Origin of the sequence: Daejeonella sp., from assembly GCF_049655485.1 — a bacterium.
In the GTDB taxonomy this organism is placed as follows: Bacteria; Bacteroidota; Bacteroidia; order Sphingobacteriales; family Sphingobacteriaceae; genus Daejeonella.
Genome location: NZ_JBASJU010000452.1, coordinates 1 through 4,020, shown reverse-complemented (window position 1 = coordinate 4,020; position 4,020 = coordinate 1). Strand labels below are relative to the sequence as shown.

At 45.1% G+C, this 4,020-nt stretch carries 4 protein-coding genes; all 4 read left to right on the top strand.

Annotated elements, in window-relative coordinates:
- The coding region (locus WBJ10_RS17965) for an L-histidine N(alpha)-methyltransferase (protein ID WP_424292814.1) at positions 1-455 on the top strand (455 nt) is incomplete at its 5' end.
- Positions 456-466: 11 nt separating this feature from the next.
- Positions 467-1,657 (top strand): ergothioneine biosynthesis protein EgtB, encoded by a 1,191-nt coding sequence (gene egtB, locus WBJ10_RS17960; RefSeq protein WP_424292812.1) that lies wholly within the window; start codon positions 467-469, stop codon positions 1,655-1,657.
- Positions 1,654-2,574: an ABC transporter ATP-binding protein gene (locus WBJ10_RS17955; RefSeq protein WP_424292810.1), complete on the top strand. Its 921-nt coding sequence runs from the start codon at positions 1,654-1,656 to the stop codon at positions 2,572-2,574. Before egtB ends, WBJ10_RS17955 begins: the two co-directional genes overlap by 4 nt.
- Positions 2,574-4,020 (top strand): ABC transporter permease/substrate-binding protein (locus WBJ10_RS17950; protein ID WP_424292808.1); only part of this gene is annotated, 1,447 nt, incomplete at its 3' end. The genes WBJ10_RS17955 and WBJ10_RS17950, both read left to right, overlap by 1 nt.

Sequence of the window (4,020 nt, the reverse complement as noted above, 5' to 3'; positions counted from 1 at the left end):
GGGATGAAATCGAAGGTTTTTGCAGGGAATTAAATCACAACCTGTCTAAAGGCGATATGGTGTTGATTGGTTTCGATCTTCGGAAAAACCCGCATACAATTTTGAACGCTTACAATGACAAAGCAGGAATTACTGCAGCATTCAGTCTAAACTTACTCACCCGCTTAAACCGTGAACTGGCAGCTAACTTCGATCCAGCCCAATTTCAGCACTACCAAACCTATGATCCCATTAGTGGTGCCTGCCGTAGTTACCTGGTGAGCCTGAAGGAGCAAAAAGTCGAAATCGGCGAAGTGACCATCCCTTTTCGCCAAAATGAACTGATTAATGTTGAAGTATCGCAGAAAGTTTCACCGGAGGAAATTGCAGAATTAGCAGAAAAATCGGACTTTAAGCCTATAAAAAATATTCAAGATTCGAAGGGCTGGTTTGTGGATGCAGCCTGGATAAAGTAAATTGATTTAACATGATAGAAACTGCCAGCATATTAACCGATACGTCCGAAATCGTAAAGCGATTTTCGGAAATAAGAAATCATTCAGTAAGTATTTGTTCACCTCTGCAGACTGAAGACTACGTTGTGCAGCCCATAGAAGATGTGAGCCCGCCCAAATGGCATTTGGGACATACCACATGGTTTTTTGAAACCTTTATTCTGCTTCCTAACCTGCAAGGCTACAAAGTTTTCGATCCTCAATATAACTTCGTTTTTAACAGCTATTATGAGACGATCGGCGCCCGGGTAATCCGAACAGATCGTGGAAATTTGAGCCGCCCGTCTGTCGGGGATGTTTACTGTTACCGGGATTATGTCGATCAGCAAATGAAGGACTTTTTATCGAGCGGACCTTTAGCAGAGCCTTTGGCAACATTACTGGAACTTGGGCTCAATCACGAACAACAGCATCAGGAATTATTGCATACAGACATCAAATATATCCTGGGCCATAACCCCCTTTTCCCGATCTACAAATCCGATTATATAAGTAAGAATTATAGTCCCGATACTGCGAAAACAATTCAAATTGAAGAGGGTGTCTATGAGATTGGCCACAAGGGCGATGGATTCTGTTTTGATAATGAACTGGGACGTCACCGGGTTTACCTTCATGGCTATGAAATTTCAAGCAATCCCGTAACTAACCGGGAATACTTGCAGTTTATAGAAGACGGAGGCTATACAGACTTTCGTAACTGGCATGCTGAAGGCTGGGATTGGGCAAAAGAAAGCGCAAAAACACCCTTGTACTGGCACTTTGTAGATGGAAAATGGATGCACTATACCTTCGCAGGTTTGCAGGACCTTGATCTAAATGCACCGGTGTGTCATGTGAACTATTACGAAGCATCCGCCTATGCCTCCTGGAAGGGTATGCGTTTACCGACTGAAGCCGAATGGGAAATAGCATCGGACAAATTTGCCTGGGGACAGCGCTGGGAATGGACAGAAAGTGCCTACCTTCCCTATCCCGGTTTTAAAAAAGAACCTGGCGCGGTCGGAGAATACAATGGGAAATTTATGGTCAATCAAATGGTTTTGCGCGGATCATCAGAGGCTACTCCGGAAGGCCATAGTAGAAATACCTACCGCAATTTCTTTCATGCCAAACATCAGTGGCAAATAACCGGGATCAGGCTTGCAAACAGTAGCCCATGATAAGCGTAGAGCACGTTTCTAAACAATTTAACGGCAAGCTATCTGTCGATGAGATTTCCTTCCAGGCAAACGAGAAGGAAATTTTGGTGCTTTTAGGGACCAGCGGCTGCGGTAAAACTACTACGCTCAAAATGATTAACAGGCTGATCGAACCTGACTCGGGCGAAGTGCTAATCGACGGGAAAAATATACTGCTGCAAAAACCAGAGCAACTTAGAAGAACCATCGGCTTTGTCATGCAGCATGGCGGCTTATTTCCGCACTATACTGTAGCACAAAATATTGCGGTAGTACCGGATCTGCAAAAGTCTGAAAAGGCAATTACCCGGCAGCGGACTGAAGAACTGATACACAAGCTTCATTTGCCGGAAGACATACTCAATCGCTTTCCGCATCAACTTAGTGGCGGGCAGCAACAGCGGGTCGGAATCGCAAGGGCCTTAATCGCCAATCCGCCGATTCTGCTCATGGATGAGCCTTTCGGCGCACTGGATAATATCACCAAAACAGACATCCACTCCGAGTTCAAATCCTTAGATGAACTTAAAAATAAAACCACCATTTTAGTCACCCATGATGTCCAGGAAGCGTTCGAACTCGGTCACCGGGTATGTTTAATGGACAAAGGGAGAATCGTCCAAATCGGCACTCCACAAGAGATAATTTACCACCCAAAGAACGACTTTGTTAAAGGTTTTTTTGCGCAAAACCGCTTGTTGCTGGAATACAAGATCACCAACTTAAAAGATCTGGAACAATTTACCGATGTACCCGCGCTTCCAGGAAGCGATATTCATATCACGGCAGATTCCAGTGTATGGACCGCGCTGCAACATTACAGCAGCGAAGCGAAGTATGCGGAAAGCTATGAAAGATTAATGCAGGCATTTACCACTTACCGAAAACAGATTTCATAATGGGTGAACAAAGTCTTTGGGGGTTCGTCGTCGAGCAGCAAGATAAATTACTGACCCAAATCATGCAGCATTTAGGGCTCACCTTTTTGTCCTTGTTTCTGGCTATCGCAGTCGGCTTACCTTTGGGGATATTAATAGCACGAAGAAAAGGACTTGCAAGCCCTGTACTCGGCACTGCCGGGATCTTGCAAACCGTCCCGAGCATCGCCTTACTGGGATTTATGATACCCCTATTCGGTATCGGGGCACAGCCGGCAATAGTCGCCTTATTAATTTATGCCCTTTTACCAATCATCCGTAATACCTATGCCGGGATAAATGGCGTAAGTGCCAATGTAGTTGAAGCTGCGAAAGCCTTAGGCATGAATAGCTGGCAGCTGCTAGTAAAAGTGGAACTGCCCCTGGCTATGCCGGTCATTATTGCAGGGATCAGAACGGCAGCGGTAATCAATGTTGGCGTCGCCACCCTTGCATCTTTTGTGGCCGCAGGAGGCTTAGGAGAATTCATTTTCGGTGGGATCTCACTGAATAACACGAACATGATCCTGAGCGGTGCAATACCCGCAGCTTTTTTAGCAATACTATTAGATCAGCTAATCGCTGTCATTCAAAAAACGTCTTATCATCATTTTAGAAAAGTTTCTTACGTGATTATCGCTGCTTTGCTCCTCACTGTTTCCTTTTATGTCTGGCCTAAGGCTTCCAGCAATACGTTAAAAGCTGGCTTCACTCCTGAGTTCATGGGGAGACAGGATGGAGATCTTGGTTTAAGAGCAGTATACGGATTGCAGATGAACCCCCTGGTGGTCAGTGATGCCATTATGTACAAAGCTGCTTATGATGGCGAGCTTGATGTAATCTCGGGATATTCTACAGACGGTAGGATCAAAGCTTTTGATTTAGTCGTACTGGATGATGACAAGAAAATCTTTCCGCCGTATGATGCTGCACCGATTATAAAAATCAGCACCTTGAAACGGTATCCGGGTTTAGAAGCTGCACTTAACCTCCTCTCAGGCAAAATTAACGACCAGCAAATGACCGAACTGAACTACCGGGCCGAACTTCTCAATCAAACTCCCCCGGCAGTGGCTAAGGACTTTCTGCTTAAAGTGGGTCTGTATAAAAGGCCCGGAAATGGCAATTCCGGTACGGTAAGGATTGGATCGAAGATCTTCGGTGAACAATATATTCTGGCAGAAATCTATAAGATGCTGATTGAGGGCCATACCGGCTTTAAAGTCGAAACCAAGACAGGCTTAGGAGGAACTAAAATTTGTTTCGACGCCCTGATGAACGACGCTATCGACTTCTACCCTGAATATACCGGAACCGGACTTTTAGTGCTCTTAAAGCCAAGCGAAAAAATGGTCAACGAAGTGACAGTAAGTGCCCAGGCAACCTACGATTATGTGAGCCGGGAATTCAGAAAGCAGTATGGAATAG

Bases quoted from the DNA above. Each gene is read 5' to 3' on its own strand.
- WBJ10_RS17955 (WP_424292810.1), top strand. From the start codon at position 1,654: ATGATAAGCGTAGAGCACGTTTCTAAACAATTTAACGGCAAGCTATCT.
- egtB (WP_424292812.1), top strand. From the start codon at position 467: ATGATAGAAACTGCCAGCATATTAACCGATACGTCCGAAATCGTAAAG.